11 protein-coding genes are annotated in these 12479 nt (G+C 63.6%); 5 read left to right on the forward strand and 6 right to left on the reverse strand.

Translation table 11 applies throughout. The features are described 5' to 3' along the window. Nucleotides 1-2 precede the first annotated feature (2 nt). The gene (locus A3A9_RS0128960; protein WP_027061756.1) at nucleotides 3-917 is read left to right on the forward strand and encodes an ABC transporter permease subunit; all 915 of its coding nucleotides are present in this window, start codon (nucleotides 3-5) and stop codon (nucleotides 915-917) included. A 12-nt stretch (nucleotides 918-929) separates the two neighbouring features. Beyond that, nucleotides 930-2030 (forward strand): sn-glycerol-3-phosphate ABC transporter ATP-binding protein UgpC, encoded by a 1101-nt coding sequence (gene ugpC, locus A3A9_RS0128965; RefSeq protein WP_027061757.1) that lies wholly within the window; start codon nucleotides 930-932, stop codon nucleotides 2028-2030. Between the two features lie 32 nt (nucleotides 2031-2062). Here ugpC and A3A9_RS0128970 read toward each other — a convergent pair whose 3' ends face one another. The 3 genes from A3A9_RS0128970 to A3A9_RS0128980 form a co-directional block, all read right to left on the reverse strand. Continuing rightward, nucleotides 2063-3145, reverse strand: a complete 1083-nt coding sequence (locus tag A3A9_RS0128970) for an ABC transporter ATP-binding protein (protein ID WP_027061758.1) — start codon at nucleotides 3143-3145, stop codon at nucleotides 2063-2065. Beyond that, complete coding sequence (locus A3A9_RS0128975) at nucleotides 3142-4722, reverse strand: ABC transporter permease (protein WP_027061759.1); 1581 nt, start codon at nucleotides 4720-4722, stop codon at nucleotides 3142-3144. Before A3A9_RS0128975 ends, A3A9_RS0128970 begins: the two co-directional genes overlap by 4 nt. A gap of 173 nt (nucleotides 4723-4895) precedes the next feature. Beyond that, the gene (locus A3A9_RS0128980; protein ID WP_027061760.1) at nucleotides 4896-5903 is read right to left on the reverse strand and encodes an iron ABC transporter substrate-binding protein; all 1008 of its coding nucleotides are present in this window, start codon (nucleotides 5901-5903) and stop codon (nucleotides 4896-4898) included. Between the two features lie 333 nt (nucleotides 5904-6236). On the opposite strand from A3A9_RS0128980, the gene A3A9_RS0128985 reads away from it, so the two are divergent. The 3 genes from A3A9_RS0128985 to A3A9_RS0128995 all read left to right on the forward strand — a co-directional run bounded on the left by A3A9_RS0128985 (nucleotide 6237) and on the right by A3A9_RS0128995 (nucleotide 9557). Then, nucleotides 6237-6773, forward strand: a complete 537-nt coding sequence (locus tag A3A9_RS0128985) for a sigma-70 family RNA polymerase sigma factor (protein WP_027031250.1) — start codon at nucleotides 6237-6239, stop codon at nucleotides 6771-6773. A 1-nt stretch (nucleotide 6774) separates the two neighbouring features. Further along, nucleotides 6775-7413, forward strand: a complete 639-nt coding sequence (locus A3A9_RS0128990) for an NrsF family protein (protein ID WP_027061761.1) — start codon at nucleotides 6775-6777, stop codon at nucleotides 7411-7413. A gap of 308 nt (nucleotides 7414-7721) precedes the next feature. Next, on the forward strand, nucleotides 7722-9557 hold the full coding sequence (locus tag A3A9_RS0128995; protein ID WP_245279147.1) for a PAS domain S-box protein: 1836 nt from the start codon (nucleotides 7722-7724) through the stop codon (nucleotides 9555-9557). Nucleotides 9558-9654: 97 nt separating this feature from the next. Here A3A9_RS0128995 and A3A9_RS0129000 read toward each other — a convergent pair whose 3' ends face one another. The 3 genes from A3A9_RS0129000 to A3A9_RS0129010 form a co-directional block, all read right to left on the reverse strand. Further along, complete coding sequence (locus A3A9_RS0129000; protein ID WP_027031247.1) at nucleotides 9655-10533, reverse strand: 3-hydroxybutyryl-CoA dehydrogenase; 879 nt, start codon at nucleotides 10531-10533, stop codon at nucleotides 9655-9657. A gap of 195 nt (nucleotides 10534-10728) precedes the next feature. Next, complete coding sequence (locus A3A9_RS0129005) at nucleotides 10729-11658, reverse strand: electron transfer flavoprotein subunit alpha/FixB family protein (protein ID WP_027061763.1); 930 nt, start codon at nucleotides 11656-11658, stop codon at nucleotides 10729-10731. 24 nt (nucleotides 11659-11682) lie between these two features. Then, nucleotides 11683-12432, reverse strand: coding sequence for an electron transfer flavoprotein subunit beta/FixA family protein (locus A3A9_RS0129010; RefSeq protein ID WP_027061764.1), 750 nt, complete (start codon nucleotides 12430-12432; stop codon nucleotides 11683-11685). Between the last annotated feature and the right edge of the window lie 47 nt (nucleotides 12433-12479).

Here is a 12479-nt window from a genome sequence, read left to right on the forward strand (position 1 = left end):
ACATGGTAGAGCGCACCCCACTCCTCAATTTCTTCACGCATCTGATCCTGTTCATCGGCTTTGTCTTCTGCGTCGCGCCGTTCCTGATCGTCGCCATCGCGGCGTCGCACAATCTGAAGGATGTCAACGATGTGCCGATGTCGCTGCTGCCGGGCAGTGACTTCTGGATCAACATCAAGACGGCGTGGGTTACAGCCGATCTCGGCCCCAAGCTGCTCAACAGCTTCATCGTCGCTGGCGGCGTGGCGGCGGGCAAAGTGATCATTTCGGCGCTCACCGCCTTCTCGATCGTCTATTTCCGCTTTCCGGGCCGGATGTTCATGTTCTGGCTGATCTTCATCACGCTGATGCTGCCGCTGGAAGTGCGCATCGTGCCGACCTACGCGGTCGTCGCCAATGTGCTGTCGCCCTACCAGGCCATCCTGGATTTGACAGGCTTGAGCTGGCTGATCGAGAAGGTGTCGGGGGTGCAGGTCTCGCTCAACCTTGGGCTGCTCAATTCCTACCCCGGACTGATCCTGCCGTTGGTCGCGACGGCGACCGGCACGTTCCTCTACCGGCAGTTCTTCCTCACCCTGCCGGATGAACTGACCGAGGCGGCGCGCATGGACGGGGCAGGGCCGCTGCGCTTCTTCATCGATATCCTTCTGCCGCTGTCACGCAACAATATGGCCGCGCTCGGCACCATCATGTTCCTGTGGGCCTGGAACCAGTATCTGTGGCCGCTGCTCATCACCACCGACCAGTCGCATGCGATGGCGGTGACCGAGTTGAAGCAGCTCATTCCCAATGTCGGCGGCACTCCGGAATGGCACATCGCCATGGCTGGCACGCTTATCATCATGTTGCCGCCGCTGCTTGTCGTTGTGCTCATGCAACGCTGGATCGTGCGTGGCCTAGTCGCCACCGAGAAATAACAGGAGACAAAAATGGCCTCCATCACCATTCGCGGCGTCAAGAAGAATTACGCCAAGACGCAGGTCGTGCACGGTGTCGACCTCGACTTCGCCTCGGGCGAATTCGTCGTCATTCTGGGGCCTTCCGGCTGCGGCAAGTCCACGCTGCTGCGCATGATCGCCGGACTGGAGGAGATCTCCGGCGGCACGATCGCTATCGACGGCACCGTGGTCAACAAGCTCGAACCGCGCGAGCGCGGCTGCGCCATGGTGTTCCAGAACTACGCGCTCTATCCGCATATGAGCGTAGCGCAGAACATCGGCTATTCGCTGAAAGTGGCTGGCGTTCCCTCGGCGGAACGGACACAGCGCATCCAGGCGGTCGCCCGCACGCTCGAGCTTGAACATCTGCTCGACCGCAAGCCGATGGCGCTTTCCGGTGGCCAGCGCCAGCGCGTCGCCATGGGCCGCGCGATGATACGCGAGCCGAAAGTGTTCCTGTTCGACGAGCCGCTGTCCAACCTCGACGCCAAGCTACGCGTCCAGATGCGCTCGGAAATCCGCAAGCTGCATCGACGGCTCAACGTCACGTCCGTCTTCGTCACCCACGACCAGGTCGAGGCGATGACGCTGGCCGACCGGCTGGTGGTGATGAATGGCGGGCGTGTCGAACAGGTCGGCACACCAGGTGAAATCTATACAAGGCCGGCCAGCCGCTTCGTCGCCACCTTCGTTGGTGCGCCGGCGATGAACATGCTCGAAGGCACGGTCGAACTCGGCGGGTTGTCGCTGCTCGGCGGCAGCCGGCGCCTGGCAATGTCTCGCGCCGGTCTGCCGGTCGGCACCAAGGTGGCGATGGGTATCCGGCCGGAAGCCGTCCGCCTGGTGGCTCCGGACACGGCCGGCGCGCTCAATGCCACCGTCGACCTGGTCGAGGAACTGGGCGCGGGGCGGGTCATCTATGTCGATCTCGACGGTGCGCCGTTTTCGGTGATGACCTCGGAGGCTGTGCACCTGGAGCCCGGCAGTACGGTCGGTCTCAGGATCTCGCCCGAGGACATGCATTTCTTTTCGTCGGAGACGGGAAACCGCCTCGATGTGTTCAAGGCGTCCGTACCCGAGCCGGCGCTCTGATCTTCAAGCCAGCGCCGTCAGTCTTCGGCCGTTCAGGCGAAGACATGCGCCTTTCCCGACACGGTGAGCCGCACGATCTCGCCGACCGCTGGCGCGTCCATGCCGGATTTGCGCAGGATTAGCGGCGTGTTGCCGATCGCGGCGGCATCCGGAGGGTCGGAATTGTTCAGCAGCCGCACCGCGATCGTGCATGTCGAGCCGGCGAACTCCGATTCCGTCACCTCGCCGAACGGCATGTCCGATGTGCCCGACATGCCTTCGCGCGACGTTCTCTTCAAGGCAATCTGCTCCGGCCGCAACATGATGCGGGCGACATCGCGCCGCTCCATTGTGTCGACGGCGATGCGGCCGAGCGATGAGCTGGCGAAGCCATCTGATATCTTTGCCGGTAGGATGATGGCGTCGCCGAGGAATTCGGCGATCATCCTGTCCTTCGGCTTGAGGTAGAGATCGCGCGGCGTGCCGACCTGCGAGAACTTGCCGTCGCGCATCACCGCCACCTGGGCAGCGAAGGACAGCGCTTCGGCCTGGTCGTGCGTGACCAGGATGGTGGTGATGCCGGCCGCCTCCAAAAGTTCGGCGACCGCCTTGCGCATTGAGGCGCGCAGGCCGGTATCGAGTGCCGAGAACGGTTCGTCCAAGAGCATCAGCCTCGGCTTCATCGCCATGGCGCGGGCAAGCGCCACGCGCTGCTGCTGGCCACCGGAAAGCTCGTGTGGGCGGCGCTTCAGGATCGCCTTGTCGAGCCCGACGATATAGGCGAGCTCGACGATGCGCTCGGCGCGCTTGTCCTCGTTCCGGCCCATGCCGAAACCGATATTGTCCGATATGGTCAGATGTGGGAACAGGGCGCCGTCCTGCGCCACCACGCCGATGCCGCGGCGATGCGCCGGCACCGCCACACCGCCATTGGCCAGCACCTCGCCGTCGAGCGCGATGTGACCCTGGTCGGGAGCCTCGAAGCCGGCGATCAGCCGCAGCAAGGTGGTTTTGCCACAGCCGGATGGTCCGACGATCGCCGTGCGGCTGCCGCTGGCGACGCTCAGGTCGACACCGGCCAGCGCGGCGACCGGGCCGTAATGCTTTTTCAGGCCGCTGATTTCGAGAAAGCTCATCGTCCGGCCATCCGTTTCGACTGGACATAGAGCAGCCAGGTGAGGGGGAGCGACATCGCCACCATGATGAAGGCGTAAGGCGCCGCAGAGGCATAATCAATCTCGCCACTATAGGACCAGAACGCCATCGCCAGGGTGCGGGTGCCGTTCGGCGCCAACATCTGCGTCGCGGTCAGCTCGTTCATGATGCCGAGCGCCACCAGCGCCATGCCGGCCGCGGCTCCGGGCGCCGACAGGCGGATGGTCGTTGACCACAGCGCGTTGAGCGGACGCCGGCCGAGGCTGGACGCGGCCCGTTCGAGTTCGACCGGCGCCTGCGCGATCGACGCCCGCAGGCTGACCAGCGCACGTGGCAGGAACATCAGCGCGTAGGCGACCAGGATGGTGAACAGGGTTTGATAAAGCGGCAAAGCGATGCGCACGGTGATGGTGACGAGCGCCAGTGCGATGACGACACCCGGCAGCGAGCCGACGATGTAGTTGCAGCCCTCCAGCAAGCGCTGCAACGGCCCCGGGGCGCGGATCGAGATCCAGGCCATCGGCATGGCGGCGACGGTGGCGAGCAGGGCGCCGGCGAGCGCCAGGAACAGCGTCTGGCCGAGCGCCAGGCCGATCTCATCGAAGCGCCAGACATCCGTGCCACCGGCGGCAAGCCAGCGGCCGATGGTGACGAAGGGCACGCCCAGCGCCAGCAGCGTGGTGACAAGAAGCAAGAGGAGGCTCGGGATGGTGGCGCGTCCGAGATTGGCGCGCTGCTGATAGCGGGCAGCACCGGAGCCGACACGGGCATAGCGCTCCTCGCCGCGCACCAGCACTTCGAGGCCCAGAAGCACGAAGCAGCAGGTCACCAGCACGCCGGCCAGCATGTTGGCGGCCGGTCCGTTGAAGGTCGACTGGAACTGGTCGACGATCGCCGTGGTGAAGGTGTCGAAGCGGATGAAGACATAGAGGCCGTATTCGGCCAGCAGATGCAGTCCGACCAGCAGCGAGCCGCCGCAGATGGCGAGCCTGAGCTGCGGCAACACGACGCGCCAGAATACGCGCCACGGCCCCAGGCCAAGGGCTGCCGCCGCATCCTCCAGGGCAGGATCGAGACGGCGCAGTGCCGCCGATATGGGAAGGTAGAGAAAAGGAAAATAGGCGATGACGGATACCAGCACGCCTGCCCACAGGCCATGCAGCCCGGGCACCATGGTGATCCAGGCATAGGAATGCACGAACGCGGGAATGGCGAGCGGTGCCACGCACAGCCAGGCCCACAGCCGGGCGCCAGGCAGGTTGCTGCGTTCGGTCAGCCAGGCCAGCGCGACGGACAATATGATGGCGATCGGCACGGCCAGCAGCACCAGCAGCGTGGTGTTGACCAGCAGTTCGCCGACACGCGGCCGGAAGACCAGTGCCGAGACGGTGTCCCAGCCGGTCTGCACCGCGATCCAGATGATGAAGGCGAGCGGCACAAGGGCGAGCAGCGAAACAGAAATGGCTGCGGTGATCAGCCAAGGTGCCACGCGCCTTCGGGCCCTCCTGCCTGTGCCCGAAGGCAGGCCCGAGCGCGCGAGATCGACCGTGGACTGCATCAGGTCAGACGCCGTGCCGCTGCCGTCCAGCGGCAGCCATTGAAGAACCGCGATCGCGGTCAGGAATGCAGCGTGTCGTCATCGACAAATGCCATCTCGAAAACAAAACGCTCCCGCGGAAGGCAAAGCCCCGCGGGAGCACGGTCTGACGTCCTTATCAGGACGAACGGCTATTAAAGCAAGCCGGCTGCCGTCATCAGGTCGGTGACCTTCTTGGAGTTCAGCGTCGTGGCGTCGACCTTCGGCGCCTGCAGATCAACCAGCGGCACCAGCTTCGGGTTGGACTCCGCGCCCTTGCCGACCGCGTATTCGAACGACGTACCGTTCTTCAGCACCTCCTGGCCACCCTTGCCGGTCACAAACTTCAGGAAGGCCTGGGCTTCCTTCGGATGCTTGCTCGAGGCGAGCACGCCGCCACCGGAGACCGAGACGAAAGCGCCCGGATCCTGGTTCTTGAAATAGTGCAGCGCGACGTTCTTGCTGTTCTCGCCGGTCTTGGCCTGATCGCCGAAGTAGTAATAATGATAGATCACGCCGCCTTCGATCTCGCCGGCGTTGACCGCCTTCATCACCGTGCTGTTGCCCTTGTAGGCGGTGAAGTTTGTCTTCATGGCCTTCAGCCAGTCCGCCGTGGCGGCCTGACCCTTGAGCTGCAGCAGCGCGCTGACGATGGCCTGGAAATCGGCGCCCGAGGGCGATGCGGCCCAGCGGCCCTTCCAGCTTGGGTCGGCAAGATCGAGCAGCGACTTGGGCAACTGGTCGGTCTTGAGCTTGGTCGTGTTGTAGGCAAAGACGGTGCTGCGCGCGGCCACACCCACCCATTTGCCGCTGGCTGCCTGATAGTCCTGCGGCACCTGAGCCATCGTGTCGGCGTCGACCGGTGCGAACAGGCCGGCGCTTTCGACCAGCACCATGGCCGGTGAGTTTTCGGTCAGGAACACGTCGGCGGGTGAGGCGGTGCCTTCAGCGACGATCTGGTTGGAGAAGTCGCTGTCACCGCCATTGCGCAAGGTGACCTTGATGCCGGTCTCCTTGGTGAAACCTTCGGCCCATTCCTTGGCCAGGCTTTCGTGCTGGGCGTTGTAGACGATGATGCCGGCATCCTCGGCCATCGCCGGGCCGGCGATCAGGCCAATTGCAACCGCCGTCGCGCCGACGAGCGTGGAAAGCTTGTATTTCATGGTGTCGTCCTCGATCTAGGGTTTTGGCACGAGTTCCACCTATCGATACATGACTACGTTAGTCAACATTGATGATCTCGCTCAGGCACAAACGACGGCCTCAGGCGATTAACTCCACCCGGTGCAAAATAACGGCGATTGACCCGATGAGCGTTGGCGCGCCAAGGGAATCCGGGCTCCCTTCGTTAGAAGAAGCCCGCGGACCGGCCGTCATCGGTTCACATCGACCTGTCAGCAAACTTTCGTGATTTGCCCGTAGTTTGGCTTGGACATTATTTCGCCGGCCACGTAACAAATCAGTGCCGAGGTGCGAAAATCGGGGAGTGAACTCTTGTGAGCGGCAAGGACGAGGCCGAGCTTTCCCGGCTGTTGCGAGCCGCGATCGCAGGAGATGAAAGGGCCTACGCCGACTTTCTGCACCGGATTGCCGCGCTAGTTCGCGGTTTTGTCCGGCGCAAGATCGTGCAGGGCGGGGTCGATCCCGAGGATGTCGTGCAGGAAACCTTGCTGGCCATTCATGTGAAACGGCATACCTGGCGCCAGGACGCGCCGGTGCTGCCGTGGATCTATGCGATCGCCCGCTTCAAGCTGATCGACGCGTTCCGGCGGCGCGGCCGGCGCATCGAGATCGATGTCGACGATATCGCCGAGACCTTCGCCGAGCCGGAACCGGAAACCGTCAGTGAGCGTGATATCAACCGGGCTCTCGACGGCCTGTCACCAGCACAACGTTCCGTGGTTTCGGCCGTGTCGGTGGAAGGCCGATCCATCGGCGAGACGGCTGCCAAGTTCGGCATCACCGAGACGGCGGTGCGTGTGTCGCTGCATCGCGGACTTGCCGCCATAGCCAAGCGTTTTGGGCGGGAATGACATGAGGACCGAGGATCTCATCAAGGCGCTCGACGCCGATGCAAGCAGCAAGGCGATGCCGCTGCGCTCGGCCTGGTGGCTGGCGGCTGGCGCGGCTGTCATTATCGCGGCCGTCGTTTTCCTGCTGACGATCGGCCCGCGCCCCGACTTCATGATCGCCGCGCATACGATGCGCTTCCTGTCCAAATTCGTTTTCACCATCGTGCTGGCCATTAGCGCCTTCGCCCTGATCCGCGCCTTGTCGACACCGGGTGCCTCGACTGGCCGGGCAATGGCGGGGATGATCGCGGCGCCGCTGCTGGTTGCCGTGGCCGTGGTGCTGGAGCTTTTCATGGTGCCGGAGGCGTTGTGGGGCACGCGCATGGTCGGCTCCAACATGATGATCTGCATGGGCTTCATCCCTCTGATCGGCATCGGCCCGCTGGCCATTTTCCTGTGGATGCTGCGCTATGGCGCGCCGACGCGGCCGGTGCTTGCCGGGGCGGTGGCTGGCCTGCTGGCCGGCGGGCTGGCCGCGACCTTCTATGCCGCCCACTGTTTCGACGACTCACCGCTTTTCGTCGCCACCTGGTACACGATCGCGATCGCGGCCCTTGCTGTGCTTGGCGCGCTGGGCGGGCGTTTTTTCGTGCGCTGGTAGCAGGGTACCTGCACCTGCACTCCGTGCATACCGATCCTTAATCATGCCGGCAATTGTTTGCCGGTTCTCCATATCGCCGGTACCCCAGGCGCAACCTTTCCTTAAAATCGATCCTTCAAGGTTTTTACGGGAAAAAGCGATTGCCCACGGGGGTGGCACAGATCGTGACATTGCGAGGAATGATGGGGCCGCGGCCCCACAAACATGCTGCACCGGCTTTGCTTGTGGCCGGTCTTGCCGTGTTGGCAGCCTCCCTCACGCTGCCGAGGCTGGATCTTGGTGCGGACACACTCAGGCTTTGTCTTCAGGTGTCGGTCGCGATAACGGTCTGCGCGCTTTTCTTCGCCTATCTGTTCATCGGTCGAATCTCGGAGGATCGGCGGCAGATCGCGGAGAGCGAGCAGCGCTTCCGCCGGGCAATGGAGGACTCGGCGATCGGCATCGCCATCGTCGGCCTCGACGGGCGTATTATCCAGACCAATCCGGCCTTTGCAGCCATGCTTGGTTACACCCGCCCTGAGATTGAGGCGCTGACCTTCTTCAAGATCACACATCCTGACGACCTGCATGTCGGGCAGGAGACCATGGAAGGCATGAAGGCGGGCACGGTCAACGCTTTTCACTTCGAGAAGCGCTACCTCAAGAAGGATGGCACACCCATTTGGGCCCATCTTGCCGGCTCCGTCATTCGTGACGAGAAAAGCGGTCGCCCGCTCTATCTCGTCTCGCAGATCGAGGACATCGACGCGCGCAAGCTGGCCGAGGCGCGCATTGCCGAGGCCGAAACGCGCTGGAATTTCGCGCTGGCCGGCGCCGGCCAAGGCGTCTGGGACCTCGACATCCGCAGAGGCGGCACCACCTATTCCTCGACCTGGGTCAAGATGCTTGGCTATGCGGATGGTGAACTCGATGGCGACCCCGATCGCTGGCTGACGATGATCCATCCCGACGACCGCGAGGCCGTCGCCGAGGCGGACCGCGCCCATCTCGACGGCAAGACCGAGTTTTTCGAAGCCGAGTTCAGGATGCGCCACAAGGATGGTCAGTGGGTCTGGATCCTCGATCGCGGCAAAGCCATCGAGCGCGACCGGGACGGGCGTCTGGTCAGGGCCATCGGCAGCCTGACCGACATCACCCGGCGCAAGCAGGCCGAAGAGCGCCTGACGGTGTCGGCGGCGATGCTGGCCGACGAGAAAGAGCGGCTCAGGGTGACGCTGCAGTCGATCGGCGATGCCGTCATCTGCACCGATGCGGCGAACCGCGTCACTTTCATGAACCCGGTTGCCGAGAAGCTGACCGGCGTTTCCGGCGCGGCGGCTCTCGGCAAGACGCTCGGCCATGTCTATTGGGCTGTCGACGAGGAGACGGGTCACAGGATCGGCGTGACACGGCCCGCGATCGGCGCGGAGGCGCCCTCCGACCAGAACAGCCGCGCCGTGTTGATCCGGCGTGATGACACACGCTGCAGCATCCGCCAGGTCGTGTCGCCGATCATGAATGAACGCAGCGAATTCTGCGGTCTGGTCATCGTCTTCCAGGACTTCACCGATGCGCGTGCGCTGCAGCGCCAGCTTGCCCACGCCGCGGCGCATGATGCGCTGACCGGCCTTGCCAATCGCTCGAGCTTCATCCGTACCATGGAGGGACTGGTCGATCAGGCGCGCAGGGACGGCACGACGGCTGGGGGCGGCCATCAGTTCATGTTCATCGACCTCGACCATTTCAAACTGGTCAACGACACAGGCGGTCACGCCGCGGGAGACGCCTTGCTGAAGCGGGTTGCCGAGGCGGTGCGCGGCGTGCTTGGTCCTGAAGACATCGTCGCGCGCCTGGGCGGCGACGAATTCGCGGTCATCCTGAAATCCGGTTCGACCGCCGGCGCCGGGATCGCGGCACGCTCCATCATCGATGCGATAGCCGGCCTGAACTTCACCTGGGATGGCCGCCAGCACGCGATCGGCGCCAGCATCGGCCTGGCGGCGATCTGCGCCAATTGCGGTGAAGTCGATGAGATCATCGCAAAGGCCGATGCCGCCTGTTACGCGGCCAAGGCTGCCGGCCGTGGGTGCGTTTCTGTAGCGCCGGACGGCAAGATCGACGATGACAGGTCAGCACCGCCCACGCCGCTGGCTGCGGCGTCATAAGCGGCGGACGCTTTACCTCTTTGCTTTGAGCAATTCCCAAGGGAAAACGCGATGCGTTTTCCCGGGAAAACCGCCTCACACTTTTCCTGGAATTGCTTCAGCGCGTCGGGACGGGGTGCTCGCCGCGATAGTCGTAGAAACCGCGCCCGGTCTTGCGGCCGAGCCAGCCGGCCTCGACATATTTGACCAGCAGCGGGCAGGGGCGGTACTTCGAATCCGACAGGCCGTCATGCAGCACCTGCATGATCGACAGGCAGGTGTCGAGGCCGATGAAGTCGGCCAGCTGCAGCGGTCCCATAGGATGATTGGCGCCGAGCCGCATGGCGGTGTCGATGGCGTCGACCGAGCCTACGCCCTCGTAAAGCGTGTAGATCGCCTCGTTGATCATCGGCAGCAGGATGCGGTTGACGATGAACGCCGGGAAATCCTCCGAGACCGTGATCGTCTTGTCGAGCTGCTTCACATAGGTCTTTGCCGCCTCGAAGGTCTGGTCCTCGGTGGCGATGCCACGCACCAGTTCGACCAGCTTCATCAGTGGAACCGGGTTCATGAAATGTATGCCGATGAAACGCTCCGGCCGGTCGGTCTGCGCGGCCAGCCGGGTGATCGAGATCGACGACGTGTTGGTCGCCAGGATCGCTTCGGGATTGAGCTGCGGACAGAGCTGCGCATAGATCTTGCGCTTGACCGTCTCGTCCTCGGTCGCCGCCTCGATCACCAGATCGGCGCCGGCAAGATCGGCCATGGTCGGCGCCGAGGCAATGCGCGCCATCGCCTGGTTGCGCAGCTTCTCGTCGAGCTTGCCTGAGCCCACCTGGCGGGCCATGTTGCCGCTGATGGTGGCGATGCCCTTCTCGATGCGGTCAGGCGATATATCGTAGATGAGCACCTTGAAGCCTGAAAGCGCGGAGACGTGGGCGATACCCCCACCCATCTGGCCCGCGCCGATGATGCCGATCGTCTCGATCTTGCTCATTACACCGATCCCGTCCGGAGCCCTTCCGCCTGAATTGCGGAAGCGCCCCACCTTTTTTGTTTTCCGCAATTCCGGACGCAAAACCGCTGGAATTGCTTAGGCCTTTGCGGCCTGTTTTTGTGCAGTGCAAACTAAAAGGGCGGGGCGACTTCGTCTACCCCACCCCAGGCATTTAATACGCTTTGTCCGAAAGCGTCAAAGCGCCTTCTGCAACTCCGGCAAGATAACGAAAAGATCGCCGACGAGGCCGTAGTCGGCCACCTGGAAGATCGGTGCCTCCTCATCCTTGTTGATGGCGACGATAACCTTGGAATCCTTCATGCCGGCGAGGTGCTGGATAGCGCCGGAGATACCGACCGCGATGTAGAGATCGGGGGCGACGACCTTGCCGGTCTGGCCGACCTGCCAGTCGTTCGGAGCATAGCCGGCATCGACCGCCGCGCGCGAAGCACCGACCGCCGCACCAAGCTTGTCGGCAACCGGCAGGATGACCTCCTGGAATTTTTCCGCCGAGCCGAGCGCGCGGCCGCCGGAGATGATGATCTTGGCCGAGGTCAGTTCCGGACGGTCGTTCTCAGAGAGCTTGTTCTCGACGAAGGTGGACAGGCCGGGATTGGCCGCCGCCTTGACGGTCTCGACCGCGGCGGAGCCGCCCTCGGGCGCCGCCTGGAAGGAGGCGGTGCGCACGGTGATGACCTTCTTGGCGTCGGTCGACTGCACCGTCTGGATGGCGTTGCCGGCATAGATCGGCCGCTTGAAGGTATCAGGCGAAACCACTTCGATGATCTCGGAGACCTGCGCGACATCGAGCAGGGCCGCGACGCGCGGCGCGACGTTCTTACCCGATGAGGTCGCCGGCGCGATGATGGTGTCATAGCCGCCAGCCAGCGACACGACGAGTGCCGCCGTCGGTTCGGCGAGGCGCTCAGCGAGTTCGTCGGCCTCAGCGAGCAGAACCTTGGTCACGCCCTTGAGCTTTGCAGCGGCGTCGGCAGCGCCCCTGGCGCCCTTGCCGGCCACCAGCACATGCACGTCCGAGCCGATCTGCAGGGCCGCTGACAGCGCCTTGGCGGTCTGGTCGGAAAGCGTTGCGTTGTCATGTTCGGCGATGAGGAGAATTGCCATTTTATCTGTTCCTTTCCCGATCGCTTACAAGACGCCGGCTTCGTTCTTGAGCTTGTCGATGAGCTCGGCGACGCTCTTCACCTTGACGCCCGCCTTGCGGCCGCTGGGCTCCTCGGTCTTGATGACCTTGAGGCGCGGCTTGACGTCGGCGCCGTAATCGGCCGGGCTCTTTTCGTCTAGCTGCTTCTTCTTGGCCTTCATGATGTTGGGCAGCGAGGCATAACGCGGCTGGTTGAGGCGAAGGTCGGCGGTAACGATCGCCGGCATCTTCAGCTCCACCGTCTGCAGGCCGCCGTCGACTTCGCGCGTCACCTTGGCCTTGTCGCCTTCAAGCACGATCTTGGAGGCGAAGGTGCCCTGTGCCCAGCCAAGCAAAGCGGCTAGCATCTGGCCGGTCTGGTTGGAATCGTCGTCGATCGCCTGCTTACCGAGGATGACAAGGCCGGGCTGCTCGGCGTCGACGACGCCCTTCAGCACCTTGGCGACACCGAGCGGCTCGGTCTGTTCGTCGGTCTTGACCAGGATGGCGCGGTCGGCGCCCATGGCGAGCGCGGTGCGCAAGGTTTCCTGTGCCTGTTGCGGTCCAATCGACACGACGATGATCTCCTCGGCCTTGCCGGCTTCCTTCAGCCGGATCGCCTCTTCGACCGCGATCTCGTCGAACGGGTTCATCGCCATCTTGACATTGGCGAGTTCAACCGCCGAACCGTCAGCCTTCACACGAACCTTGACGTTCGCATCCACAACCCGCTTCACGGGCACAAGGATCTTCATTTGCCTGTCACCTCTTCACGCTAGTTGGGCGCGCTATAGCAGCCTGC

It is taken from the genome of Mesorhizobium loti CJ3sym (assembly GCF_000472785.1).
GTDB classification, from domain to species: Bacteria; Pseudomonadota; Alphaproteobacteria; order Rhizobiales; family Rhizobiaceae; genus Mesorhizobium; species Mesorhizobium loti_E.

Coding starts and splice junctions, on each gene's coding strand:
- A3A9_RS0128960 (WP_027061756.1), top strand. CDS start 3: ATGGTAGAGCGCACCCCACTCCTCAATTTCTTCACGCATCTGATCCTG.
- ugpC (WP_027061757.1), top strand. CDS start 930: ATGGCCTCCATCACCATTCGCGGCGTCAAGAAGAATTACGCCAAGACG.
- A3A9_RS0128970 (WP_027061758.1), bottom strand. CDS start 3,145: ATGAGCTTTCTCGAAATCAGCGGCCTGAAAAAGCATTACGGCCCGGTC.
- A3A9_RS0128975 (WP_027061759.1), bottom strand. CDS start 4,722: ATGCAGTCCACGGTCGATCTCGCGCGCTCGGGCCTGCCTTCGGGCACA.
- A3A9_RS0128980 (WP_027061760.1), bottom strand. CDS start 5,903: ATGAAATACAAGCTTTCCACGCTCGTCGGCGCGACGGCGGTTGCAATT.
- A3A9_RS0128990 (WP_027061761.1), top strand. CDS start 6,775: ATGAGGACCGAGGATCTCATCAAGGCGCTCGACGCCGATGCAAGCAGC.
- A3A9_RS0129000 (WP_027031247.1), bottom strand. CDS start 10,533: ATGAGCAAGATCGAGACGATCGGCATCATCGGCGCGGGCCAGATGGGT.
- A3A9_RS0129005 (WP_027061763.1), bottom strand. CDS start 11,658: ATGGCAATTCTCCTCATCGCCGAACATGACAACGCAACGCTTTCCGAC.
- A3A9_RS0129010 (WP_027061764.1), bottom strand. CDS start 12,432: ATGAAGATCCTTGTGCCCGTGAAGCGGGTTGTGGATGCGAACGTCAAG.